This window comes from Streptomyces sp. NPDC002176, from assembly GCF_044903645.1.
Classification (GTDB): Bacteria; Actinomycetota; Actinomycetes; order Streptomycetales; family Streptomycetaceae; genus Streptomyces.
The window spans coordinates 1,504,242-1,528,304 of the sequence record NZ_JBJDQW010000001.1; the positions used below are offsets into that span (position 1 = coordinate 1,504,242).

Below are 24,063 nucleotides of genomic sequence, written 5' to 3' on the forward strand. Positions count from 1 at the left end.
CATGAGCACGATCACCACCGAGGCGCTCTCGGCCACCACCCTGCTCCGGTTCGCCACCGCGGGCTCCGTCGACGACGGCAAGTCCACCCTGGTCGGACGGCTGCTGCACGACTCCAAGTCGGTCCTGGTGGACCAGTTGGAGGCGGTGGAGCGGGCGTCCGCGAGCCGGGGCCAGGAGGCGCCGGACCTGGCGCTGCTCACCGACGGCCTGCGGGCCGAGCGCGAGCAGGGCATCACCATCGACGTGGCCTACCGCTACTTCGCCACCCCGCGCCGCCGCTTCATCCTGGCCGACACGCCGGGGCATGTGCAGTACACCCGGAACATGGTCACCGGCGCCTCCACCGCCGAGCTGACCGTGGTCCTCGTCGACGCCCGCAACGGCGTGGTCGAGCAGACCCGCCGCCACGCGGCCATCGCCGCCCTGCTGCGGGTGCCGCACGTGGTGCTCGCGGTGAACAAGATGGACCTGGTCGGCTACGAGGAGAGCGTCTTCGCCGCCATCGCCGAGGAGTTCACGGCGTACGCGACCGAGCTGGGCGTCCCGGAGGTCACCGCGATCCCGATCTCGGCGCTCGCCGGGGACAACGTGGTCGACGCCTCCGCCCGGATGGACTGGTACGGCGGCCCGACCGTGCTGGAACACCTGGAGACGGTGCCGGTCAGCCACGACCTGGCGCACTGCCACGCCCGGCTGCCGGTGCAGTACGTGATCCGCCCGCAGACCACCGAACTCCCCGACTACCGGGGGTACGCCGGGCAGATCGCGTCCGGCACCTTCCGGGTGGGCGAGGAGGTGACGGTGCTGCCGTCCGGCCGGACCTCCACCATCGCCGGGATCGACCTGCTGGGCGAGCCGGTGGACGTCGCGTGGACCACCCAGTCGGTGACCGTGCTGCTGGCGGACGACGTGGACGTCTCGCGCGGCGACCTGATCGTGCCGACGAAGGACGCGCCCGCGACCACGCAGGACGTGGAGGCGACCGTCTGCCATGTCGCCGACCAGCCGCTGACCGTCGGCCACCGGGTGCTGCTCAAGCACGGCACCCGCACGGTCAAGGCGATCGTCAAGGACATCCCGTCCCGGCTCACCCTGGCCGACCTGTCCCTGCACCCGCATCCGGGGACGCTCGCCGCCAACGACATCGGCCGGGTGAAGATCCGTACCGCCGAACCGCTGCCGGTCGACTCCTACGCCGACTCGCGCCGCACCGGCTCCTTCATCCTGATCGACCCCAGCGACGGCACCACCCTCACCGCGGGCATGGTCGGCGAGTCCTTCGCCGCGCCCGAGCCGGTGACCGACGCGGACGACGACGGGTGGGACTTCTGATCATGCAGTACACCGAGGTCTTCTCGACGTTCGCCAAGGAGGGCGGCCGCATCGGCAGCGGCGCGCTCGGCTCCGGGCAGGGCGGGGTCGCACGATGTGCGCGCTGACGTACGCGCACCGCTCGCGCGCCCTGCTCCCCCACGCAACACCCTCCTCCCACCCGTTGACGTCCCGGTTGCGACGACGAAGACCCATCGACCTCCCGGCCACGGCCTGACCGCCGTGACCCCGGGCCGACGAGAGGAAACGCCTCCCGTGCCTGCCACCCGTTCGCCGCTGCCGCGCCGCGGTCTCACCGTCCTCGCCGTACTCCCCCTGCTGGCCCTCGCGGCCTGCGGTTACGGGTCCGAGGCCAAGGACGACGCCGCCAACCAGAAGGTCGCCGCCGGGGCCAAGAAGATCGACGGCCTGGACTCCGTGAAGATCGGCTACTTCGGCAACCTCACGCACGCCACCGCGCTGGTCGGCCGCCAGCAGGGCCTGTTCCAGAAGGAGTTGGGCGCCACCAAGGCCGACTACGCCACCTTCAACGCGGGCCCCTCCGAGATCGAGGCGCTCAACTCCGGCTCCATCGACATCGGCTGGATCGGCCCCTCCCCCGCGATCAACGGCTACACCAAGTCCGGCGGCCGCAGCCTGAAGATCGTCGCCGGTTCGGCGTCCGGCGGGGTGAAGCTGGTCGTGGACCCCAAGAAGATCAAGTCGGTCAAGGACGTCAAGGGCAAGCGGATCGCCACGCCCCAGCTGGGCAACACCCAGGACGTCGCCTTCCTCAACTGGGCGGCGGAGCAGGGCTGGAAGGTCGACGCGCAGAGCGGCAAGGGTGACGTCACCGTGGTCCGCAGCGACAACAAGGTGACCCCGGACGCCTTCAAGGCCGGTTCCGTGGACGGCGCCTGGGTGCCGGAGCCGACCGCGTCCAAGCTGGTCGCCGAGGGCGGCAAGGTGCTGCTGGACGAGTCCGACCTGTGGCCGGACAAGAAGTTCGTGATCACCAACGTGATCGTGTCGCAGAAGTTCCTCAAGGAGCACCCGAAGGCCGTCGAGGCGGTCCTGCGGGCCTCGGTGCGCACCAACAAGTGGATCAAGGCCAACCCGGACGCGGCGAAGGAGTCGGCGAACAAGCAGTTGGAGACCGACTCCGGCAAGTCGCTGCCCCCGGCCGTGCTGGACCCGGCGTGGAAGTCGATCCAGACCATCGACGACCCGCTGGCCGCGACCCTGAACACCGAGGCCGACCACGCGGTCAAGGCGGGCCTGCTGAAGAAGCCCGACCTCAAGGGCATCTACGACCTGACCCTGCTCAACAAGGTCCTCGGCGCCGAGGGCGCCCCCAAGGTCGACGCCGCCGGGCTCGGCACCAGCTGACCGACGCGAACCGATGAGTCCCCAGGAGGTGACGACCATGGCCACCACCCTCGCCGAGGCCGGCCCGGCGGTCGATTACGCCGCCCGTCTCGACCACGTCTCGAAGTCCTTTCCGGGCCCGGGCGGGCAGCAGCTCGTGCTGGACGACATCAGTCTCGATGTCGCACCCGGCGAGTTCGTCACCCTCCTGGGGGCCTCGGGCTGCGGCAAGTCGACCCTGCTCAACCTGGTCGCGGGCCTGGACCGGCCGAGCGCCGGGTCCATCGACACCGACGGCCGCCCGGCCCTGATGTTCCAGGAACACGCCCTCTTCCCGTGGCTGACCGCGGGCAAGAACATCGAACTCGCCCTGCGGCTGCGGGGCGTGCCCAAGGCCGACCGCCGCGACAAGGCCGAGTCGCTGCTCGAACTGGTCCGGCTGAAGGGCGCGTACGGCAAGCGGGTGCACGAACTGTCCGGCGGTATGCGGCAGCGGGTGGCACTCGCCCGCGCGCTGGCGCAGGAGAGCGGACTGCTGCTGATGGACGAGCCGTTCGCGGCGCTGGACGCCATCACCCGCGACGTGCTGCACGACGAGCTGACCCGTGTCTGGACGGAGACCGGGCTGTCCGTGCTCTTCGTGACGCACAACGTGCGCGAGGCGGTACGGCTGGCCCAGCGGGTCGTGCTGCTGTCCTCCCGGCCGGGCAAGGTCGCCCACGAGTGGACGGTGGACATCCCGCAGCCGCGCCGCATCGAGGACGCCCCCGTGGCGGAACTGTCCCTGGAGATCACCGAGGCACTGCGTGGGGAGATCCGCCGCCATGGCCAGCACTGAGACGAAGTCGGCTCCCGACACCGGGAGCGTGGAGGCGGGCCTCGATGCCCTGGAGACCCCGCCCGGCGCACGCGCGTCGTTCCGTCAGACCCTGGTCGCCAAGGTCCTGCCGCCGGTCACCGCCGTCCTGGTGGTGCTGCTGGTGTGGCAGGCCCTGGTGTCCTTCGGGGTCGTCTCCGACCCCACCAAGCTGCCCGCGCCGAGGGCGGTGTGGGACGCGGTCCAGCGGGACTGGCTGGAGGGCAAGCTCCTCGGCTACATCTGGACCAGCGTCTCGCGCGGCCTGCTCGGCTTCGGTCTGGCGCTGCTCATCGGCACCCCGCTGGGGCTGCTGGTGGCGCGGGTGAGGTTCGTGCGCGCGGCCATCGGCCCGATCCTGTCCGGCCTCCAGTCGCTGCCCTCGGTGGCCTGGGTCCCCCCGGCGGTGATCTGGCTGGGCCTGAACAACTCGATGATGTACGCGGTGATCCTGCTCGGCGCGGTGCCCTCCATCGCCAACGGCCTGGTCTCCGGCATCGACCAGGTGCCCCCGCTGTTCCTGCGGGCGGGCCGCACCATGGGCGCCGGGGGGCTGCGCGGGGTCTGGCACATCACGCTGCCCGCCGCGCTGCCCGGCTATGTGGCCGGGATGAAGCAGGGCTGGGCGTTCTCCTGGCGCTCGCTGATGGCGGCGGAGATCATCGCGTCCTTCCCCGATCTGGGCGTCGGCCTCGGCCAGTTGCTGGAGAACGGCCGCAACGCCCTCGACATGGCGATGGTGTTCGAGGCCATCCTGCTGATCCTGTTCGTCGGCATCGCGGTCGACCTGCTGATCTTCAGTCCGCTGGAGCGGTGGGTGCTGCGCAGCCGTGGCCTGCTGGTGAAGAGCTGAAGTCCCATGTTCCACAAGCCCGTTCTCCTCGTCGTCGCCCACGGCAGCCGTGACCCCCGGCATGCCGCGACCGTGCACGCCCTGGTGTCGCGGGTCCGGTCCATGCGGCCGGACCTGCGGGTGGTGACCGGCTTCCTCGACTTCAACGTGCCCTCGGTGCCCGCGGTCCTCGCCTCCCTCGCGGCCGACGGGGTGCGCGAGGTGGTGGCACAGCCGCTGCTGCTGACCCGCGCCTTCCACGCCAAGGCCGACATCCCGGCGGTGCTGCGGGAGGCGCCGCGCGGGATGCGTATCCGGCAGGCGGAGGTGCTCGGCCCGTCGCCGCTGCTGGTCTCGGCGCTGGAACGGCGCCTGTACGAGGCGGGGCTGAGCCCCGCCGACAAGTCCTCGACCGGGGTCGTACTGGCCTCGGCGGGGTCCTCCGACGCGGAGGCGATCGCGGTGATCGCCGACATCGCGCGGGAGTGGTGGCGCACCGGTTGGTGTGCCGTGCGACCCGCGTTCGCCTCCGCCCAGCTCCCACGCACCGAGGACGCCGTACGGGAGCTGCGCGCCCAGGGGTGCGAACGGGTGGCCGTCGCGCCCTATGTGCTGGCGCCGGGCTTCCTGCCGGACCGGATCGCGCGGGGCGCGGCGGACGCCGATGTCCTGGCCGGGGTGCTGGGCCCGGCGCCCGAGGTGGCGCGGGTGCTGCTCGACCGGTACGCGGAGGCGCTGCGGTCGGTGCCGGTGGCCGTGGGCGCCTGAGCGCTCTAGAGCTTCAGCGCGGTCGTCAGGCGCCGGGTGTACTCGAGGGTGCCCGTACCGGCGGCGGCGCCGATGCACAGGTCGTCCAGCTGGTGCCGGATGCGGCCGCGGTTGGGCGGGAAGCCGTCGTCGGCCGCGAGGGCCAGCTCGGCCACGATGATCTCCCCGTGGGCGAGGAGCACCGGGTACTCGGCGTGCAGCGCGGCGACGAGCCCGTCGGCGAGCTGGATCAGGGTCTCCAGGTCGGTTCCGTCGCCGCCGGGTACCGGGCGGCCGGAGGTGCTGCCGGGGTGGTTGTACGCGTTCACGTTCTGTCCTCACTCCTGATCCGGGGGCCTTACGGGGGCCGGGCTGCGGCGAGGGAAGCGTGCCGGGTCGGCTCGGTCGGCGACGTTACCCACGAAGCGGCCGAGGGCACCAGCAATCAACCTCTTTGGAGTGAAGGGGGGTTGACATTCTCCGGCTATCGACTATGAGGGCCGGTTCAGCCGGTCAGCTCGACCAGTTTGCGCACGGTGTTCCAGTTGCGGGTGGTGGCGATCAGGCCCTTGGTGACACGCGGGCGGCCCAGTTCCTCGCCGAGCTTGGAGCGGCCGAGCCCGTCGGGGGCGTAGAGGTACAGACAGCGGTCGCCGAGGCGGAACTCCTCAGGGAGGCGGGCGGCGGTGTCGATCCCGGCGAAGCGCTCGGCGTCCACCGGGCCGGAGAAGTAGGTGATGTGCAGCTGCTTCGCCTCCAGCTCGTCGGCGGGGAACGGGCAGGCGTCCGCGACGGCGGTCAGATAGGCGTGGTCCCGCACGATCACCTCGACCGGGAAGCCGAACCGCTTCTCGATGGCCGCGCTCAACTCCCCCGCGAGAAAGCCCTCGTCGCCCTGGGAGGCGGTGAACACGGCCTGTCCGCTCTGGAGATGGGTGCGGACGTTGTCATGGCCCAGCTCGGTGAGGAGAGTTCGCAGGTCGGCCATCGGGAGCTTCTTGTTGCCGCCCACGTTGATCCCGCGCAGCAGCGCCGCGTACGTCGTCGTCATCCGTCCACGATAGACAGGACACAGACAGACACAGAGAGGCACGACAGAACGGCCGCCGTGCCCCGTGGGGGCGGGCACGGCGGCCGTACCGGACGGTACGCCCGTCGCGGGAAACTCTGTCGGATCGAACGGGCCCGGAGCAACTCCTCCACGATCTTGTGACTGGTTCAACAACGTTTCTCCACCGAGGTCAGCGTCCGGGCAGCTCGGCCTCGATCAGGTCGGCGGCGCGTGTCGTGCCCCCTTCCCGCACCATGTCGGCCTGGATCTGCTTCAGCAGGCGGGCCACCTCCGGGTCGTCGACCAGGGCGAGGGCGTTCTCGCGGAGGCGGTCGGCGGTCGCGTCCTCGGTGAGCAGGGTGCGGGCCACGCCGAGCGCCTGGAGCATCTCGGCGTTGCCGAACTGGTCGGCGGCCTGGGGGACGGCGATCATCGGGGTGGCGGTGGCCATGCCCTCCTGGCTGCCGCCCGCACCCGCGTGGGTGACGAACAGGTCGGCCTGCCGGAGCACGGCCAACTGCGGTACCCAGGAGTGCACTTCGACGTTGCCCGGCAGCTCACCGAGTTCGGCCGGGTCGACGTGCCGTCCGATCTGGAGGACGAGATGCCAGCCGGGCAGGTCACCGAAGGCCCGTACGCACTCGGTGTAGAAGGCGGCCCGCTTGGTGAAGGCCGAGCCGAGGGAGACGAGGACCACCTTCTCCGCGCCCTCGGGCCGCTGCCAGTCGCCCTGGTCGGTGCGGTCGCCCTGGCAGGCGCCGACGAAGCTGTACACGCGCTCGTCTACCCGGTCGGCGTGGGGCTGGAGCGCCTTGGGGATGAGGACCAGGGAGCGGGCGGGGCGGCCGGTGAACGGGTCCGGGTGCTGGGTGATGCCGTTCTCCGCGAGCCACTCCGCGAACCGGGCGTAGTACGCCTGGCCGCGCTCGGTCTTCAGCGGCTCCGCCCACATCGGCTCGGCGACCTCCTCCTCGTAGCCCTCCCAGGCGACGAGGTTCGGGGAGAGGGAGACGGCGGGGACGCCCCAGCGGTGGGCCAGGACGCGGGCGGGGTAGGAGGCGATGTCGTGCAGGACCAGGTCGGGTTCGTCGCCCTCGTACGCCTTGATGAGCTGAGGCAGCGCCTGGATGGCGTCGGCGAGGAAGGGCTCGACGTTGTCCAGCAGCGTGGTCCCCCACGCCGAGGGGTCGGCGTCGGGGCCGGGCAGGGTGGAGGTGTAGGGCACGGGTACGGCGCCCGTGGCGGCGACCTTCTCGGCGAAGAGCGGCGGGATGGCGTAGGTGACGCGGTGGCCGCGTGCGACGAGTTCCCTGATCACCTCGATGCTGGGGTTCACATGGCCGTGCTGGGCGATGGAGAACATGGCGATGTGGGCGGGGCGTCGGGGGGTCATGGTCGTGAGGCTAGGTGCCGTCCGGTGGCCCGCTCCAGTGAATTTCGCCCCGCCCGGTCAGCGCTGGTAGCGGGCGAGGACCAGGTTGCCGTCCTTCTCCAGCCGCTTGCGCAGCTCGGTGAGGCCGATGGCGCCGCTGTAGTACTCCTGGAAGGCCGGGGTGGCGATCTTGTCCTTCCATTCCGGGTAGCCGCGCACCGACTGGGCGGGCGCCGGGCGGAGGTGGGCGGCCAGGGCGGTGCCGGTGGCCCAGCCGTGGTCGGTGGTGTGCAGGGCGGGGTCGGCGAGGGCCTGGGTGCCGGTGGGCAGCATCCAGTCGCCGAGGGCGAGCCGGACCATGTTCTTCGGCCGCAGCAGGAAGTCGATGAACTGGGCGGCCTCCTTCTTGTGCGGGCAGTCCTGGGCGATGGAGAGGGTCTGCGGGCTGACGCCCTGGGTGAGGCCGTCGGCACCGGCCGGGGCGGGCAGCACCTCCCACTGGAAGCCCTTGGGTGCCTGCTGCTCGATCTGCTGGCGGTAGGAGAAGCCCAGCGGGACCATCGCGTACCGGCCGCCGAAGAAACCGGGCAGCGTGTCCGAGCCCCCGCTGCCGAGCGTGGAGGTGGGCGCGCTGCGGTCGCGGGCGACCTGGTCGTGCACGGTGCGCGGGACGACGGCGTCGGCGGCGCCGAACCGCACGCTCACCTTGCCGTCGCTCCCCCGCTGGAAGAGGGTGCCGCCCGCCGAGAGCCCGAGGTTGAGGGTGACGGACACGGGTTCCTTCAGCGGCCAGGCCACGCCGTACTTGCCGTCGCCGCTGAGCTGTGCGGTGATCCGCCGGAACTCCGGCCAGGTCCACGGGTGTTCGGGTGTCGGGATGCGTACCCCCGCCTTCCGCAGCCAGGCGGAGTTGGCGATCAGCACGCGGGGTTCCTGGAGGAAGGGCACGCCGTAGACGCCCTTGCCGAAGGTGGTGGCCTGCCAACTGCGCTGCGGTATGTCGGACTTGAGGCGGTCGGGCAGCAGTCCGCTCAGGTCGGCGAGGTCGCCGCCGTAGGCGAAGTCGGCGAGGTCGTCGGAGGCGTCGTGGATGACGTCGGGGGCCTCACCGCCCTCGAAGGAGGTGAGCAACTGGTCGTGCACCCCGTCCCAGTTGCCCTGCACGTACTCGACCCGGACGTCCGGGTGGGCGGCGTTCCACTCCCGCACGAGTTCCTTGTTGGCGGCGACCGACTCCTGCTGCCAGGCCAGGGACTGGAAGCGCAGGGTGATGGGGCCGCCGTCCTCGTGGCCGCCGGAGGAGCAGCCCGCGAGGAGCAGCAGGAGGGCGGCGACCGCCATGGTGATCCTGGTCCGCATCAGCTCTTCACCGCTCCGGCGATCAGGCCCCCGGTGATCCGCCGCTGGAGCAGGCCGAACACCACGAGGGAGGGCAGGGTGGCGAGGAACGCGGCCGCGGCCAGCGGGCCGAGGTCGGCGACGCCCTCCGCGCCGATGAAATGGGTGAGGACGACCGGCAGGGTCTGGTTGCCGGGGCTCTTGAGCAGCACGAGCGCGAAGAAGAACTCGTTCCAGGCGGTGACGAACGCGAACAGCGCGGTGGCCGCGATCCCCGGCGCGAGCAGTGGCGCGGTCACCGAGACGAGGGTGCGCAGCCTGCCCGCCCCGTCGACGGCGGCCGCCTCCTCCAGCTCCACGGGGACCGCCCGTACGTACCCGACCAGCATCCACAGCGCGAACGGCAGCGACCACACCACGTAGACCAGGGTCAGTCCGGCCAGGGAGTCGATCAGCCGCAGCTGCTTCAGCACCAGGAACAGCGGGATGATGATGAGCACGAACGGGAACGCCTGGCTGACCACCACCCAGCCGCTCGCCGCCCGCGCGAGCCGGTCGCGGCGCCGGGCCATGACGTACGCCATGGGGGTGGCGATCAGTACGGCGATCACGGCCGCGCCGAACGCCGCCAGCAGGGAGTTGAGGGCGGCGTGCAGCAGGGGCTGCTCGTCGAACGCCTGCCGGAAGTTGCCGAGGGTGGGGTGGCGCGGAATCCAGGTGGGGTGGAGGCTGCCGAGTTCGCGCGGCGGCTTGAACGCGGTGGACAGCAGCCACAGGAACGGGAACGCCAGGAAGATCAGATAGGCCAGCAGGGCGGTGTACTGCCCCGCGCGGGCCGCGGGCCGGGTCCTCACGCGTCCTCGCCTCCCTTCAGCCGTCCCGCGAGGAACACCGCGAGCACGATCGAGATGACGGCGACCATCACGCAGCCCATCGCGGCCGCGTAGCCGAACTGGCCGTAGCGGAAAGCCTCTTCGTAGGCGAACAGCATGGGCAGCCGGGTCTTTCCGCCGGGTCCGCCGCTGGTGAGCACGTACACCAGGGCGAAGGAGTTGAAGTTCCAGATCAGGTTGAGCGCGGTGATGGAGAGTGCGACGGGTCTGAGCGCGGGCCAGGTGACCGTGCGGAACCGCCGCCAGGCGCCCGCACCGTCCACGGCGGCCGCCTCGTGCAGTTCGCGCGGGGTGTTCTGGAGCCCGGCGAGCAGGGCGACCGTGGTCTGCGGCATCCCGGCCCAGACGCCGACGACGATGACGGCGGGCAGCGCGGTGGCCAGCCCGCTCAGCCAGTCCCGTCCGTCGCCGAGGCCGAGGTCGCGCAGCGTCTCGTTGAGGATGCCCGCGTCCGGGTTGTAGACCAGCCGCCACATGATGCCGACGACCACCTCGGGCATCGCCCAGGGGACGATGGCGAGGGCGCGGGCCAGCCAGCGCAGCCTCAGTTCCTGGTTGAGCAGCAGGGCGAGGCCGAGCGCCAGCAGGAACTGGGGCACGGTCACGCCGACCGCCCACACCAGGCCGATCCGGAACGACTCCCAGAACAGGGTGTCGTGCAGCAGGTCCTGGAAGTTCAGCGCGCCGATCCAGCGGGTCGGTGCCGTGCGGCCGGACTGGGCGTCGGTGAAGGACAGCAGGATGCCGTACAGCAGCGGGCCCACGCTGAGCACGAGGATGGGGATCAGGGCGGGCAGCACCAGGAACCAGACGGCGTGGTCGCGGCCGCCGGTGCGCGCGGGCGGTCGCCGCGCTTCGACCGGTGCTGTCACCGGCGATCTCACCGGTGATGTCATGGAATCAGCCCCTTTGCCTGGCTCGGTTGGCGTGTTCATGGTCGTGAACGCAGCGCGCCCCGTCAAGGGACCGCACACACCGCACACACGGTCCGACCTGTGCGAATGCGAGACTGGCCCCTCGACACGGCAGGGATCACCGACACAGGCCACGGAGGCGGACGATGGACGAGGCACGGGCGCGGGCGGTACTGGCCGGGGCGAAGGTGCTGCCCTCCGCGGCGGACGCCCGCCTGCTCGCCCTCGGCGAGAACGCCGTGTTCGCGGCCGGGGACCTGGTGGTCAAGGTCGGCCGGGACGCCGAGCTGCTCGACCGGGCCCGCCGCGAACTGGCCGTCGCCTCCTGGCTGGCCGAGTCCGGGGTGCCCGCGGTACGCGCGGCCGAGCCCGAACCGCTGCTGGTGGACGGCCACCCGGTGACCGTCTGGCACCGGCTGCCCGACGCCGTGCGCCCCGCCGAACCCCGCGACCTGGCCGAGCTGCTCCGGCTCGTGCACGCGCTGCCCGCGCCGCCGGTGCCGCTGCCGCCCCGTGAGCTGCTGGGCGGGGTGGAGCGCTGGCTGCGGCTCGCGGGCGACGCGATCGACCCCGAGGACGCGGCCTATCTGCGCGCCCGCCGCGACGGCTTCGCCTCGGCCGCCGCCGCGCTGACCCCCCGTCTGACGCCGGGCCCGATCCACGGGGACGCGCTGCCCCGCAATGTGCACCTCGGCCCGGACGGCCCGGTCCTGGTGGACCTGGAGACCTTCTCCGCCGACCTGCGCGAGCACGACCTCGTGGTGATGGCCCTCTCCCGCGACCGCTACGGCCTCCCCGCCGACGCCTACGACGCCTTCACCTCGGCCTACGGCTGGGACGTACGCGAGTGGGACGGCTGCTCCGTACTGCGCGGCGCCCGCGAGACGGCCAGCTGCGCCTGGGTCGCCCAGCACGCCCCGGCCAACCCGAAGGCCCTCAGCGAGTTCGAACGCCGAGTGGCGTCCCTCCGGGACGGGGACGAGTCGGTGCGCTGGTACCCGTTCTGAGCGGACCGGTACCGCCTACGAGACGGCGACGTCCGTCAGCTCGCGCAGCGGCCAGACGGGGTCGATCACCGCGTCCGTCTCGCCCTTGCGCCGCAGGAACGCCTCGAAGTCGGCGGCCCATTCCGCGTACCACTCGATCTGGCAGCGGTGCAGCTCCGCCGCTCCGAGCCCGGCTATCTTCGGGTACCGCTCGGCTATCGCGGTGGCGACCCGGGCGGCGGCCAGGGCGTCCGCCGAGGCGTCGTGGGCCCCGTCGAGCACCACCCCGTACTCCGCGCAGACCGCCTCCAGATTCCGCTTGCCCCGGCGGTAGCGGTCGACCCGGCGGTCGATGGTGTACGGGTCGATGACCGGGGCCGGGGCGCGGCCGCCCAGCCGCTCGGCGAGCGAGGGCAGGTGATACCGGCGCAGCTCGGCGGAGAGCAGGGTGAGGTCGAAGGCGGCGTTGTACGCGACGACCGGCAGGCCCGTCTCCCAGGCGGAGACCAGCGCACCGGCGATGGCGTCGGCCACCTGGTCGGCCGGGCGGCCCTCGGTCGTGGCGCGTTCGTTGCTGATGCCGTGCACGGCGACCGCGTCGGCCGGTATCTCCACGCCCGGATCGGCCAGCCACTCCCGGCGGCCCACGGCCTCGCCGGCCCTGACCTCCAGCACAGCGCCCGTGACGATGCGCGACTGTCGCGGATCGGTCCCGGTCGTCTCCAGGTCGAAGCCGATCAGCGGCTCCCGGTGCCAGCCCATGGGCGGCCCCCCTTCTTGGTGGTGCGTTCCCCCAGTGGCCTCCACCATGACACGGGGCACTGACAACGCCCCCGGCCGCCCGTCGACGGCGGACCTCAGGACACCGGCCGCGAATCCGCCCAGGCCATCTCGAACTCCTCCCGATAGGTGGGGAAGAGTCCGGAATCTCCCACATGGTCCGACTTGACCACGCGGCTGCCGCCCCGCAGCACCAGCACCGGCGACTCCATGCCGCGCGCCCCGCGCAGATAGGACTGCACCACGCCGATGCCGTCGGCGCCGTCGCCGTCCACCAGGTAGGCGGTGAAGCGCGGTGTCTCGTCGTACACCTGGATCTCGAAGGCGCCGGGGTCGCGCAGCCGGGAGCGGACGCGGCGCATGTGCAGGATGTTCATCTCGACCGAGCGGGCCAACTCGCCGCGTTTCATGCCGAGTTCGCGCTCACGCCGCTTGACCGCGCTGGAGGCCGGGTTGAGGAAGAGCAGCCGGACCCGGCAGCCGGACTCCGCGAGGCGGACCAGGCGGCGGCCGGAGAAGTTCTGCACCAGCAGGTTGAGCCCGATGCCGATGGCGTCCAGCCGACGGGCCCCGCCGAACAGGTCCTCGGCCGGGAACTGCCCCATCAGCCGCACCCGGTCGGAGTGCACGGCGACCACGTCCGCGTACCGGTCGCCGACCAGGTCCTCGACCGCGTCGACCGGGAGGCGGGCCGCCGAGGGCACGTCACCGGCCGCGCCGAGCAGCTCCAGCAGCCGTGCCGAGGCGCGCTCGGCCTGGTTCAGCACCGCCTCGGACAGGGCGCGGTTGCGGGAGACGACGTTCCGGGTCACCTCCAGCTCGTCCAGGGCGAGTTCGAGGTCCCGACGCTCGTCGAAGTACGGCTCGAAACACGGCCAGTGCTGCACCATCAGCTCACGCAGCTGGGGCAACGTCAGGAAACTGAGCACGTTGTCGTCGGCCGGATCGAGCAAGTAGCCCTTGCGGCGGCTGACTTCGCGCACCGCGACAGCCCGCTGCACCCACTCCTGCCCGGCCGGTCCCGCGGCGGCCACCACCCAGTCGTCACCGTGCACGGGTTCGTAGACCGGGCGCAGCACGGCGGCCACGACGGCGCGCAGCCGCTGCTCGACGAGGTTGAGCCAGATGTAGGCGCGGCCCGCCCGCTGGGCCCGGGTGCGCACCTCCAGCCAGGCGCCCGCGTCCCAGTCCAGTTCCGGTCCGATCGACCCCGCGCCCATCGGACGCGCCAGGGACACCGCGCCGGGCGGGACGTCCGTGGAACCGCTCCCCTCGTGACCCTCGCCACCAGGGGGCAGCTCCAGCCCTCCCGAGCCCACCCTGCACCGCCTTCCGTCCCCCGGACCTTCCCCGTCCCAACGATCAAGGAAGGGTACTCCGCGAGCGGTCGGCGGTGCAGCCGGATGGACAGGTCGGTTTCTCAACTTCCGTGCCGTCAGTGGCCGTTCCGGGCGCCCGGCAGCGGATGGAGTGAGCGGAGTCATAGCGGCGCGAACCCCGCTCACCGGGGCGCACCGCTGGTGAGCGGCCCGTATGCCGGTGGGCCCCGCCCGGCGCACCCCGTCCGGCCGGGACCGGGTCCGGCTCGCCGGGCCTGTGGCGGCTTCCCTCCTTCGGGTGGGGGTAGAGGTGATCCATGACCACGGGTCGGCCGGCAGCGGAGGGCGGTAGACGTCAGGTGCCCTCACTTTCGGGGAGACTCGCCGCCAACGCGCCCCCACCGGGGCCCCGCACCTGGAAGAGTCGAGCGCATGCAGGTCTGGCCTGGAGAGGCGTATCCCCTCGGCGCCACCTATGACGGTGCCGGTACCAATTTCGCGGTCTTCACCGAGGCCGCGGACCGAGTGGAGCTGTGTCTGCTGCACGACGACGGCTCCGAGACGGCGGTGGAACTGCGCGAGAGCGACGCGTTCGTCCGGCACGCGTACCTGCCCGGCGTGATGCCGGGACAGCGGTACGGGTTCCGGGTGCACGGCCCCTTCGCACCCGAGCGGGGGCTGCGCTGCAACTCGGCGAAGCTGCTGCTCGACCCGTACGCGAAGGCGGTCAGCGGGTCGGTCCAGTGGGGCGAGGAGGTGTACGGCTACCACTTCGGCGCGCCTGATCAACGCAACGACCTGGACTCCGCGCCGCACACCATGAGTTCGGTGGTGATCAACCCCTACTTCGACTGGGGCGACGACCGCCCGCCGCGCACCGACTACCACCGCACGGTGATCTACGAGGCCCATGTGAAGGGCCTCACCATGCGCCATCCGGGGCTGCCGGAGGAGCTGCGCGGCACCTACGCGGGGCTCGCCCACCCGGCCGTGATCGAGCATCTGACCCGGCTCGGCGTGACGGCGCTGGAGCTGATGCCGGTCCACCAGTTCGTCAACGACCACCGTCTGGTCGACATGGGCCTGAACAACTACTGGGGCTACAACACCATCGGCTTCTTCGCCCCGCACAACGCCTACGCCTCCTGGGGCGACCGGGGCCAGCAGGTGCTGGAGTTCAAGTCGGCGGTGCGGGCGCTGCACGAGGCCGGGATCGAGGTCATCCTCGACGTGGTCTACAACCACACCGCCGAGGGCAACCACCTGGGCCCGACCCTGTCGTTCAAGGGCATCGACAACCCTTCGTACTACCGCCTCACCGACGATCCGCGGTACTACATGGACACCACGGGCACCGGCAACAGCCTGCTGATGCGCTCGCCGCACGTCCTTCAGATGATCATGGACTCGCTGCGGTACTGGGTGACCGAGATGCATGTCGACGGCTTCCGCTTCGACCTCGCGGCCACGCTGGCCCGGCAGTTCCACGAGGTGGACCGGCTGTCGTCCTTCTTCGACCTGGTCCAGCAGGACCCGGTGGTCTCCCAGGTGAAGCTGATCGCGGAGCCGTGGGACGTCGGCGAGGGCGGCTACCAGGTGGGCAACTTCCCGCCGTTGTGGACCGAGTGGAACGGCAAGTACCGGGACACCGTACGGGACTTGTGGCGCGGGGAGCCGCGTGCGCTGGCGGAGTTCGCCTCCCGTCTCACCGGCTCCTCCGACCTCTACCAGGACGACGGGCGCCGCCCGCTGGCCTCGATCAACTTCGTCACCTGCCATGACGGCTTCACCCTGAACGACCTGGTCTCGTACAACGACAAGCACAACCAGGCCAACGGCGAGGAGAACCGGGACGGCGAGAGCCACAACCGGTCCTGGAACTGCGGGGTGGAGGGCGACACCGACGAGGTGGACGTCCGCGAGCTGCGTGCCCGGCAGATGCGCAACTTCATCGCCACGCTGATGCTGTCCCAGGGCGTGCCGATGATCAGCCACGGCGACGAGTTCGCCCGCACCCAGCGCGGCAACAACAACGCCTACTGCCAGGACAACGAGATCTCCTGGGTGGACTGGCCCGAGCTGGAGGAGGCGGAGGGGACGGAGGGGGACGACGAGCGGGCCGCGCTGCTGGAGTTCACCCGGGCGATGGTGGGGCTGCGCAGCGAGCACCCGGTGTTCCGGCGCCGCCGCTTCCTGCACGGGCGTCCGGTGGAGGGCACCCGGGACGAGCTGTCGGACGTCGCCTGGTTCACCCCGGAGGGCGAGCGGATGGCCCAGGCGGACTGGGACTCGGCGCCCGCCTCGGCGCTGGCCGTGTTCCTGAACGGCAACGCGATCTCCGAGCCGGGGCCGCGCGGGGAGCACATCGCGGACGACTCGTTCCTGATGATGTTCAACGCCTCGCACGAGCCGCTGGACTTCCAGGTGCCGGTGGACCACGGCAGGCAGTGGCAGGTGGTCGTGGACACCGCCCGGCCGGAGGGGGTGCCGCCGGGCCAGGGGCAGAAGGTGGCGGCCGGTGAGCACCTCACCCTGCCGGACCGCAGCCTGACCGTGCTCCAGCGCCCGGCGTGACGCGTACCGGCCGGGGACACACCGCCGTGTCCCCGGCCGGTGTCCGGTCCACATGGGCCGGATGCCCGGTCGGATGACACGAAGAGCCGCAGGCGGGGTACGTAGCTCTGCATGACTTCAGTGCGACCCGGACCAGGGGTGCCCACGGCCACCTACCGCCTACAGCTCCAGCCCTCGTTCCCCTTCGCCGCCGCCGAGGCGGCCGTGCCCTATCTGGCGTCGCTGGGCGTCTCGCACCTGCATCTGTCCCCCGTCCTGGAGGCCGTCCCCGGTTCCACCCACGGCTACGACGTCGTGGACCACGCGCGCGTACGCGCGGAGCTGGGCGGCGAGGACGGGCTGAGGGCGCTGTCGCGCACCGCGCGGGAGCACGGGCTCGGTCTGGTGGTGGACATCGTGCCGAACCACATGGCGATGGCCCCCCGCTACAACCGCGCCCTGTGGGAGGTGCTCCGGGAGGGCCCCGAGTCGCCGTACGCGCGCTGGTTCGACATCGACTGGGACTCGCGCGGCGGCCAGGTGCTGCTGCCGGTGCTCGGCGGGCCCGTCTCCGCCGAGCGGGAGCAGTTGGTGGTCGACGGCGACATGCTGCGCTACCACGACCACCTCTTCCCGCTGCGCTCCGGCACCGAGGGGCTGCCGCTGCCCGAGCTGCTGGACGCCCAGTGGTACCGCCCGGTGTGGTGGCGGCTGGCCCGCACCGAGCTGAACTACCGGCGCTTCTTCAGCATCTCCGAGCTGATCGGGGTGCGGGTGGAGGACCCCGAGGTCTTCGACGCCACCCACGGCAAGATCCTCCAGCTGCTGGCGGAGGACGTGCTCGACGGACTGCGCATCGACCACCCGGACGGTCTCGCCGACCCGGACGCCTATCTGGCCCGGCTCGACGAGGCGACCGGGGGCCGCTGGACGGTGGTGGAGAAGATCCTCGCCGACGAGGAGCAGCTGCCCGACTCCTGGCCCGTCGCCGGAACCACCGGCTACGACGCCCTGCGCCGCATCGACGGCGTCTTCACCGGCCCGGCCGGGGCAGCCGAACTCGAAGCCCACTACCGGGCGTTCGCCGCCCCCCAGCTCGACCGGGGCGGCGACTGGGACGCCACGGTGCGCCGGGCCGCGTACAAGGTGCTCACCCATGAGCTGGCCGCCGAGGCCGACCGGCTCACCCGCTCGGCGGTCCGGCTGTGCGCCGCCTCCGCGGACCTGGCGCTGCGCGACCGCGCGCCCTGGGCGCTGCGCACGGCCCTGGAGGAGCTGCTGGTCCGGATGCCGGTCTACCGGCCGTACACCTCCCAGGACGCCGCGGGCATCGTCACCGCGGAGGCCGCGACGGAGGCCCGGCAGGCGTTCGCGGTGGCGGAGGAGGCCGACGCGGTCGACCTGGTGCGCGGGCTGCTGATCGGCCCGGACGACGGAACCGTGCCCGAACTCACCGAGTTCCGCGCCCGGTTCGCGCAGACCGCCTCCGCGCTGCGGGCCAAGTCGGTGGAGGACACGGCGTTCTACCGCTACGTCCCGCTGCTCTCGGCGACCGAGGTGGGCGGCGATCCGGGCCGGATGGGGGTCTCCCCGGCGGAGTTCCACGCTTACTGCGCCCGGCTGGCCCGCTACTGGCCGGACACCGGCACGGTGGTCACCACGCACGACACCAAGCGCAGCGCGGACGTCCGGGCGGCGCTGAACGTGCTCACCGAGTGCCCCGGCCGCTGGGCCAAGCTGCTCGCCGAGGTGAGCCGGGAACCGGAGGTGGTCCCCGACGGCCAACTCGCCTGGGCCGCCTGGCAGACGGTGTTCGGGCTCGGCCCGGCCGAGGAGGAGCGGGTCCGCGAGGCCCTGCTGAAGCACGTCCGCGAGGCGGGCATGTACACGAGCTGGACCGAGCAGGAGCCGCCGTACGAGGACGCGGTGACGGCGTTCATCGCGGCCGGGCCCTGCGGACCGCCCGGTGAGCGGGTGGCCGCCTTCCGCAAGGCGCTGGAGCCGCACATCCGGGCCAACGTGCTGGGCACCGCGCTGGTCCACCTGACGATGCCGGGCGTGCCGGACGTGTACCAGGGCACGGAGAGCGAGTACCGGGCGCTGGTGGACCCCGACAACCGCAGGCCGGTCCCCTTCCCGCCGACCGCGCCGGGTGAGAAGGAGGCGCTGACCAAGGCGGCGCTCCAGCTCCGGGCGCGCCGTCCGGAGGTCTTCGGCACGACGGGGACGTACGCCCCGCTCCTGGCGGAGGGTCCGGCGGCCGAGCATGTGCTGGCGTTCTCCCGCTCCGGGGACGTGATCACGGCGGTGACCCGGCTCTCCGTCCACCTCGACGAGGCGGGCGGCTGGCACGACACCCACCTCGCGCTGCCGCCCGGCCGCTGGCGTGATGTGCTCGCGCCGGACCGCGCGTTCAGCGAGGAGGTGCGCGCGGAGGACCTCTTCTCGGCGCTGCCGGTCGGGCTGCTGGAGCGGGTGGACGAATCGGCCGACGTGGTCTGAGCGAGTGGGGCGGGCCGGGTGGCGAGGGAACGGCCACCCGGCCTCGCGTTCAGCCCTCCAGGGCGAACACGTCACCCGTCTCGGCGCGCAGCTGGCAGGCGTTGCCGAACGTCCGCTCGTAATCGATCTGCTTGCCGTGCCAGAGGCCCTGGGCGCGGGCGCGGACCGGGGCGTAGATCAGCGGGCAGAGCATGTCCGGGTCGCCCAGGCGGCTGAAGTCGCCTTCGGCGGTGGCGAGTTCCGCGCACGCCTCGGCGGCCTTCGGGTGGCCCTGCGGCGGGTCGCAGAGCAGGAGGGCGGCGCGGGTGCCGCCGCCGGTGGTGCCGGGCCGGGTGACGGCGAGGGAGAGCCAGTCACCGGACGCCGCGTGGGCCGTGGGGCCGGGGGCGAGCAGACAGGTGGCCATGAGGGCGGCGGCGAGCGCCGCCGTACGTGCCGGACGGTTCATGTTCAGACGGTTCATGTACGGTGCATCGGCACGACGGCCGAGCCGCGCCAGCCCGACTCACCCGAACGGGCAGCAAGGACGTCGGCCGCAGCACACCAGTTCGGGTCCGGTTCGTCAGTCGGCCGAGAGCCGGTAGGAGACCGTGCCGAAGCCGACGAGGTCCCCCTCGCGCACCGCCACGGCGCCCAGCACCCGGCGCCCGTTGACGGTGGTGCCGTTGGTGGAGCCGAGGTCCCGCAGCACCCACATGCCGCCCTCGTGGCGGAGTTCGGCGTGCACGCGGGAGACGGTCTCGTGGTTCAGGCGCAGCCCGCTGGCGGGGTCGCGGCCGATGCGCAGCGGGTGGCCGTGCGTCGGGTGGGGCAGCAGCAGCTTGGGCAGCCGCTCCGCGTGCCAGGCCCGGCGCAGCCGGACACCGAAGCCCGACACGGCCCCGACGGTGCCGAACAGGGCGCGGCTCAGCCGGTTGCCGTCCCGCAGATCGGCGGTGAGCACGGCGAGTTCGCGGGGACTGCGCGCGGCGAGCGCCAGTTCCATCCGGTGCACGAACGTGTCGTGCGACAGCTTGCCCAGGGCGACGCCGTCCCGCAGTACCCGCAGCGCCTTGTCGCGTTCCGCGTCGGAGACCCGGGCGGGATACACGGGGAATTCGAAGGACGACGTCACATTCGTGATTGTCGGGCAGCGCACCCCGAGGTGTCCAGAAGAGACAACCGCCGCCCGCGACCGCCCACTTCCGCGACACCCGGCCGGAAAGCCCGGATTCGAAAGCGGATTGATCGAATTCGCGGCACGATGGACTGGCTACATCACGGTGAGCAGACGAAGGGGAACCGTCCGTGAAGTTCGAGGTGTGGGCACCACAGGCAGACCGGGTCGCGCTCCATTGCGAGGGCGCCACCCGGGCGATGGAACCCGATCCGCAGCGGACGGGCTGGTGGACGGCGGAGGCGGACGCGGCGGACGGCGCGCGGTACGGCTTCGCGCTGGACGGCGGGCCCGTCCTGCCCGACCCGCGCTCGCGCCGCCTGCCGGACGGCCCGGACGGCCTGAGCGCGGTCGTCGACCAGGACCGGTACGCGTGGCGGGCCGACTGGCCGGGGCGCGGGCTGCCGGGCGCGGTGCTGTACGAGCTGCACGTGGGCACGTACACCCCCGAGGGCACCCTGGACGCGGCCGCCGACCGGCTCGGCCACCTCAGGGAACTGGGCATCACTCACGTCGAGTTGATGCCGCTGTGCTCCTTCCCCGGGCGGCACGGCTGGGGGTACGACGGAGTGGCGCCGTGGGCGGTGCACGAGCCGTACGGCGGGCCGGAGGCGCTGAAGCGGTTCGTGGACCGGGCGCATGAGTTGGGTCTCGGTGTCGTACTGGACGTGGTCCACAACCACCTGGGCCCTTCCGGCAACCAACTCCCGTCTTTCGGACCGTACTTCACGGACACGCACCAGACCCCGTGGGGCGCCGCGGTGAACCTGGACGCGCCCGGCTCGGACGAGGTGCGCGCCTACTTCCGGGGCAGCGCCCTGGCCTGGCTGCGGGACTACCGCCTCGACGGGCTCCGGCTGGACGCGGTGCACGCCCTGTACGACGACCGCGCCCTGCACTTCCTGGAGGAGCTGTCGGCGGCCGTGGACGCCCTGGGCGAGGAGGTGGGCCGCCCGCTGTTCCTGATCGCGGAGTCCGACCTCAACGACCCTCGGATGATCACCCCGCGCACGGAGCACGGCCTCGGTCTGCACGCCCAGTGGAACGACGACTTCCACCACGCCCTGCACACCGCCCTGACCGGCGAGTCCCAGGGCTACTACGCCGACTTCGCCGAGGCTCCGCTCGCCGCGCTCGCCAAGACCCTCACCGGCGGCTACTTCCACGACGGCAGCTACTCCAGCTTCCGGGGCCGGGTCCACGGCCGCCCGCTGGACCGGGCCCGGCTGAGCGGGCACCGGCTGCTCGGCTACAGCCAGACCCACGACCAGATCGGCAACCGCGCCCAGGGCGACCGTCTCGCCGCCACCCTCTCCCCCGGCCTGCTGGCCTGCGCGGCCACACTCACCCTGACCTCGCCGCTCACGCCGATGCTGTTCATGGGCGAGGAGTGGGGGGCGTCCACCCCCTGGCAGTACTTCACCGACCACACCGACCCCGAGCTGGCCGAGGCCGTACGGCGGGGCAGGCGGCGGGAGTTCGCGGCCCACGGCTGGGCCGAGGAGGACGTCCCCGACCCGCAGGACCCGGCCACCCGCGACCGCTCCTGCCTGGACTGGTCCGAGCCCGACCGCGACCCCCACGCCCGCCTCCTCGCCTGGTACCGCCGCCTCATCACCCTCCGCCACGAACGCCCCGACCTCACCGTGCCCGACCTCGCGGACACCAAGGTCGCCCACGACGAGTCCGCCCACTGGCTGGCCTTCCGCCGGGGCGACATCCGCGTCGCGGTCAACCTGGGCAAGGAACCGGCCGCCATCCCCCTGGGCACGGGCCACCTGGAGATCCTGGCCGCGTGGGACGAGTCGGTGGAGCCGCCGGGGCCGGACGGGCTGCTTCAGGTGCCCGGGGAGTCGTGCGTGGTGCTGTCGCAGCCGTAGGACCAGCGCCGGGCTCGGGGCTATTCGTCGTCCTTGAGCTCGGTGACCCGCTCCAGCATGATCGGCTCCCATGCCCTGAGCAAGGCGGACCGCAGCGGCCCCGCGGCCGGGGTGTCGAGGTGTTCGGTCAGGGCGATCACCGTGTCGCAGCGGGCGAGCCAGAGGCCGCGCAGACAGGGGCGGGGGCCGTAGCCCGCGAGGGTCGCGGCGCGGACGGCGGCGGGGGCGCCGACCGAGGTGGCGAGGGCGGCGATGTCCTCCGCCGGGTCGCCCAGGGACGCGCCGGTCCAGTCGAGGACGGCGCGGACCCGGCCGTCGGCGCTGATCAGCACATGGTCGTCGGTGAGCCGGTGGTGGGTGAGGACGGCCGAGCCGGGCTGCGCGGCGAGCTGCGTGGCCCCGGACGGCGTGAGCTGGCGCAGCTGCCCGGCGTCGAACTCGTCGGCGGCGGCGAGCCGTTCGGCCGCGTGCGCGGCGATACGGCGCAGCGCGCCCAGGGACCGGGCCGCCACCTTCGGCACACCGAGCGTCTCGGCCTGCCGCACCGGGACCGCGCGGAGTCCGGTGAGCAGCCCGGCGAGGTCGGCCTCGCCGAGCGCGGACACCTCGTGCCCGCCGCCGAAGTCGCCAGGCAGCCGGGCGTCGAGCGTGCAGGCGAGACCGGGCGTCCAGTCGCCGTACGCCACCCCGGCCGGGACGGCGACGGGCAGGTGCGGCCGCACCAGGTCGCGCAGCCGCGCCTCCCGCCGCAGCCGCACGGACGCCTCGCGGTCGGGCGCGAGCCGCAGCACATGCCGGGAGCCGACCCACCAGGTGTACGGCCGACCTTCCACGACCGGCCGCACCTGGACCCCCTCCGCCGTACCGCTCCTGAGCAGGGAGCGGACCAGTGCGCGCACGGTGTCCGGGGTGGGGGTCGGTGGCCGGGTCATGGGTCGTGTCTCGCCGTTCCGCAGGGTCGTCGGGAATGTCCGCTGGTCAGTCCACCACGACCATCTCACGGGTGGTGTCGTTCAGGCGGCGTCCGCCGTCCTCCGTCACCGTCACGATGTCCTCGATCCGGACCCCGAACCGGCCGGGCAGGTAGATGCCGGGCTCGATCGAGAAGCACATGCCGGGCACGAGCGGCTGCTCCTCGCCCTCGATCATGTACGGCGGCTCGTGCGTGGTGACGCCGATGCCGTGCCCGGTGCGGTGGATGAAGTACGGCCCGTACCCCGCGTCCTCGATCACCGCGCGGGCGGCGCGGTCGACGTCCTGGCAGGTGGCGCCCGGCCGGACGGCCCGGAACCCGGCCTCCTGCGCGGCCCGCACCACGTCGTGGACCCGGCGCTCCTCCTCGGTCGGCTCGCCCACGTGGACCGTGCGCGTGGTGTCGGAGCCGTAGCCGTCCTTGAGGCCGCCGAAGTCGAGGACGACCATGTCGCCGCGCTGGATGACCCGGTCGCCGACCTCGTGGTGCGGGTTGGCGCCGTTGGGCCCGGAGCCGACGATGGTGAAGTCGACCTGGGAGTGCCCGAACCGGCGCAGCAGTTCGGCGAGGTCGCGGCCCACCTCGTCCTCGCGGCGCCCGGCGAAGGGCAGCGTGCGGATCTCCTCGAAGGCGGCGTCGGCCGCGGCCCCGGCGGCGGCCAGGAGCTCCAGCTCGGCCGCGTCCTTCACGGCGCGCAGCATGGGCAGGGCGTCGGTGAGGGCGGCGCAGGTGAGGTCCGGCAGGGCGCGCTGGAGGGCGAGCAGGTGCAGCGCCCACGCGTTGTCGCTGACGCCGACGGTGCCCTTGGGGTCGAGGAGGTCGGCGGTGCGGGCGTGCGGGTCCTCGCCGTCGGTCCACCTGAGCAGGGTGAGCCCGGGGGCGCCCGCGGCCTTCTCGGCGTCGAGCGCCTCCAGCGCGGGCACCACGAGCACGGGCTCGCGGCCGGGCACGAGGACCAGCAGCGTGAGCCGCTCGGTCACCGGGGGCGCGTACCCGGTGAGCCACACCAGATCCGGCCCCGGCGCCACCAGCAGCGCCCCGAGCCCCGCCTCGGCGGCGGCATCGGCCGCGCGCGCCATGCGGGCGCGGTAGTCGTCGGCGGTGAAGAGCGCGGGCGTACTGCCGGTCATCCGGGCCTCCGGGTGTGGTCGTGCTGACGGGGCGTACGGCCATCATGACGCGCGGGGTATACGGCGACCACCGGGTTCCCGGTGGCCGCCGGGGGCGATGG

At 72.5% G+C, this 24,063-nt stretch carries 21 protein-coding genes; 9 read left to right on the forward strand and 12 right to left on the reverse strand.

Annotated elements, in window-relative coordinates:
* The first annotated feature begins 1 nt into the window (after nt 1).
* The 5 genes from ACI2LY_RS06760 to ACI2LY_RS06780 all read left to right on the forward strand — a co-directional run bounded on the left by ACI2LY_RS06760 (nt 2) and on the right by ACI2LY_RS06780 (nt 5,136).
* On the forward strand, nt 2-1,333 hold the full coding sequence (locus ACI2LY_RS06760; RefSeq protein ID WP_404706197.1) for a sulfate adenylyltransferase subunit 1: 1,332 nt from the start codon (nt 2-4) through the stop codon (nt 1,331-1,333).
* Nucleotides 1,334-1,588: 255 nt separating this feature from the next.
* Entirely contained in the window at nt 1,589-2,701 is a 1,113-nt protein-coding gene (locus ACI2LY_RS06765; protein ID WP_404706198.1) for an aliphatic sulfonate ABC transporter substrate-binding protein, read from the forward strand.
* Between the two features lie 37 nt (nt 2,702-2,738).
* A complete protein-coding gene (locus tag ACI2LY_RS06770; protein WP_393592149.1) occupies nt 2,739-3,518 on the forward strand; it encodes an ABC transporter ATP-binding protein in 780 nt (259 codons plus the stop codon).
* A complete protein-coding gene (locus ACI2LY_RS06775; RefSeq protein WP_404706199.1) occupies nt 3,505-4,389 on the forward strand; it encodes an ABC transporter permease in 885 nt (294 codons plus the stop codon). Before ACI2LY_RS06770 ends, ACI2LY_RS06775 begins: the two co-directional genes overlap by 14 nt.
* Nucleotides 4,390-4,395: 6 nt before the next feature.
* The gene (locus ACI2LY_RS06780) at nt 4,396-5,136 is read left to right on the forward strand and encodes a sirohydrochlorin chelatase (protein ID WP_404706200.1); all 741 of its coding nucleotides are present in this window, start codon (nt 4,396-4,398) and stop codon (nt 5,134-5,136) included.
* A gap of 5 nt (nt 5,137-5,141) precedes the next feature.
* Here the strand turns inward: ACI2LY_RS06780 and ACI2LY_RS06785 are convergent, their stop codons facing one another.
* The 6 genes from ACI2LY_RS06785 to ACI2LY_RS06810 all read right to left on the reverse strand — a co-directional run bounded on the left by ACI2LY_RS06785 (nt 5,142) and on the right by ACI2LY_RS06810 (nt 10,665).
* Complete coding sequence (locus ACI2LY_RS06785; RefSeq protein WP_404706201.1) at nt 5,142-5,444, reverse strand: hypothetical protein; 303 nt, start codon at nt 5,442-5,444, stop codon at nt 5,142-5,144.
* 176 nt (nt 5,445-5,620) lie between these two features.
* On the reverse strand, nt 5,621-6,166 hold the full coding sequence (locus ACI2LY_RS06790) for a DUF1697 domain-containing protein (RefSeq protein WP_404706202.1): 546 nt from the start codon (nt 6,164-6,166) through the stop codon (nt 5,621-5,623).
* A gap of 190 nt (nt 6,167-6,356) precedes the next feature.
* A complete protein-coding gene (gene mgt, locus ACI2LY_RS06795; protein ID WP_404706203.1) occupies nt 6,357-7,559 on the reverse strand; it encodes a macrolide-inactivating glycosyltransferase in 1,203 nt (400 codons plus the stop codon).
* A 57-nt stretch (nt 7,560-7,616) separates the two neighbouring features.
* Nucleotides 7,617-8,897 carry an ABC transporter substrate-binding protein gene (locus ACI2LY_RS06800; RefSeq protein ID WP_404706204.1) on the reverse strand — a complete coding sequence of 427 codons (1,281 nt, stop codon included), beginning with the start codon at nt 8,895-8,897 and terminating at the stop codon, nt 7,617-7,619.
* On the reverse strand, nt 8,897-9,730 hold the full coding sequence (locus ACI2LY_RS06805; RefSeq protein ID WP_404706205.1) for a carbohydrate ABC transporter permease: 834 nt from the start codon (nt 9,728-9,730) through the stop codon (nt 8,897-8,899). Before ACI2LY_RS06805 ends, ACI2LY_RS06800 begins: the two co-directional genes overlap by 1 nt.
* Entirely contained in the window at nt 9,727-10,665 is a 939-nt protein-coding gene (locus ACI2LY_RS06810; RefSeq protein ID WP_404706206.1) for a carbohydrate ABC transporter permease, read from the reverse strand. The genes ACI2LY_RS06805 and ACI2LY_RS06810 overlap by 4 nt, the downstream gene beginning before the upstream one ends.
* A 164-nt stretch (nt 10,666-10,829) precedes the next feature.
* On the opposite strand from ACI2LY_RS06810, the gene ACI2LY_RS06815 reads away from it, so the two are divergent.
* Nucleotides 10,830-11,690: a phosphotransferase enzyme family protein gene (locus ACI2LY_RS06815; RefSeq protein ID WP_404706207.1), complete on the forward strand. Its 861-nt coding sequence runs from the start codon at nt 10,830-10,832 to the stop codon at nt 11,688-11,690.
* A gap of 15 nt (nt 11,691-11,705) precedes the next feature.
* Here ACI2LY_RS06815 and ACI2LY_RS06820 read toward each other — a convergent pair whose 3' ends face one another.
* Both ACI2LY_RS06820 and ACI2LY_RS06825 read right to left on the reverse strand, forming a co-directional pair.
* On the reverse strand, nt 11,706-12,431 hold the full coding sequence (locus ACI2LY_RS06820) for a 3'-5' exonuclease (RefSeq protein ID WP_404706208.1): 726 nt from the start codon (nt 12,429-12,431) through the stop codon (nt 11,706-11,708).
* A 95-nt stretch (nt 12,432-12,526) separates the two neighbouring features.
* The gene (locus tag ACI2LY_RS06825) at nt 12,527-13,768 is read right to left on the reverse strand and encodes an SAV2148 family HEPN domain-containing protein (RefSeq protein WP_393911745.1); all 1,242 of its coding nucleotides are present in this window, start codon (nt 13,766-13,768) and stop codon (nt 12,527-12,529) included.
* Nucleotides 13,769-14,200: 432 nt separating this feature from the next.
* Here ACI2LY_RS06825 and glgX point away from each other — a divergent pair, with 432 nt between their 5' ends.
* The gene (gene glgX, locus ACI2LY_RS06830; protein ID WP_404706209.1) at nt 14,201-16,342 is read left to right on the forward strand and encodes a glycogen debranching protein GlgX; all 2,142 of its coding nucleotides are present in this window, start codon (nt 14,201-14,203) and stop codon (nt 16,340-16,342) included.
* A gap of 111 nt (nt 16,343-16,453) precedes the next feature.
* Nucleotides 16,454-18,823: a malto-oligosyltrehalose synthase gene (treY, locus tag ACI2LY_RS06835; RefSeq protein WP_404706210.1), complete on the forward strand. Its 2,370-nt coding sequence runs from the start codon at nt 16,454-16,456 to the stop codon at nt 18,821-18,823.
* Between the two features lie 49 nt (nt 18,824-18,872).
* Here treY and ACI2LY_RS06840 read toward each other — a convergent pair whose 3' ends face one another.
* The gene (locus ACI2LY_RS06840) at nt 18,873-19,271 is read right to left on the reverse strand and encodes an SSI family serine proteinase inhibitor (protein WP_404706211.1); all 399 of its coding nucleotides are present in this window, start codon (nt 19,269-19,271) and stop codon (nt 18,873-18,875) included.
* A gap of 114 nt (nt 19,272-19,385) precedes the next feature.
* Nucleotides 19,386-19,937 (reverse strand): FHA domain-containing protein, encoded by a 552-nt coding sequence (locus ACI2LY_RS06845; protein WP_389002583.1) that lies wholly within the window; start codon nt 19,935-19,937, stop codon nt 19,386-19,388.
* Nucleotides 19,938-20,110: 173 nt separating this feature from the next.
* Between ACI2LY_RS06845 and treZ the strand changes: the two genes are divergently transcribed.
* Complete coding sequence (gene treZ, locus ACI2LY_RS06850; protein WP_404706212.1) at nt 20,111-21,859, forward strand: malto-oligosyltrehalose trehalohydrolase; 1,749 nt, start codon at nt 20,111-20,113, stop codon at nt 21,857-21,859.
* 20 nt (nt 21,860-21,879) lie between these two features.
* Here treZ and ACI2LY_RS06855 read toward each other — a convergent pair whose 3' ends face one another.
* Together ACI2LY_RS06855 and ACI2LY_RS06860 are read right to left on the reverse strand one after the other, a co-directional pair.
* Nucleotides 21,880-22,791, reverse strand: coding sequence for a phosphotransferase family protein (locus tag ACI2LY_RS06855; RefSeq protein WP_404706213.1), 912 nt, complete (start codon nt 22,789-22,791; stop codon nt 21,880-21,882).
* A gap of 46 nt (nt 22,792-22,837) precedes the next feature.
* The gene (locus ACI2LY_RS06860) at nt 22,838-23,962 is read right to left on the reverse strand and encodes an aminopeptidase P family protein (protein ID WP_404706214.1); all 1,125 of its coding nucleotides are present in this window, start codon (nt 23,960-23,962) and stop codon (nt 22,838-22,840) included.
* Nucleotides 23,963-24,063: the final 101 nt, after the last annotated feature.